This is a genomic window from Streptomyces sp. SID3343, assembly GCF_009865215.1.
GTDB lineage: Bacteria > Actinomycetota > Actinomycetes > Streptomycetales > Streptomycetaceae > Embleya.
The window spans coordinates 1-412 of sequence record NZ_WWJX01000850.1 but is presented as its reverse complement, the minus strand read 5'-3'; the positions used below and the strand labels follow the sequence as shown (position 1 = coordinate 412).

Here is a 412-nt window from a genome sequence, read left to right as displayed (position 1 = left end):
GCCCGTTCCGGCGACGGTGGTGATCCGCCCCGGGACCAGCCGTGGATCGACGGCGGTCACCGCGACCGGCGCCGAGGCCGGAGACGGCTCGGACGCGCCTGCCGCGTTCACCGCCCGCACGACGAAGGTGTAGGCATCACCCGGTTCGAGACCGGTGATCGTTGCGGAGGTCGTTGCGGAGGCCGAGGCGGAGGCCGTCGCGGTGGTGGTGGCGGTGGAGGGCGAGCCGACGTCCACGTTGCGCCCGCCGGGGGTGATCGCGACGCGGTACCCGGTGATCGGACTGCCGCCGTCGGCCGTGGGGGCGGTCCACGACACGACGGCCTCGCGTACCCCGCCGCGTGCGGTGACGGCCGTCGGGGCGGCGGGCACGCGCGAGTCGGGCGCGGCGGGGACCACCGTGTCGCTCGGG

At 76.7% G+C, this 412-nt stretch carries 1 protein-coding gene; it reads left to right on the top strand.

Features of this window, described 5'->3' with window-relative positions; all coding sequences use genetic code 11:
- Positions 1–154: 154 nt before the first annotated feature.
- Positions 155–412, top strand: a 258-nt coding sequence (locus GT354_RS55910; protein ID WP_272923889.1) for a hypothetical protein, incomplete at its 3' end; no start/stop codon positions are given.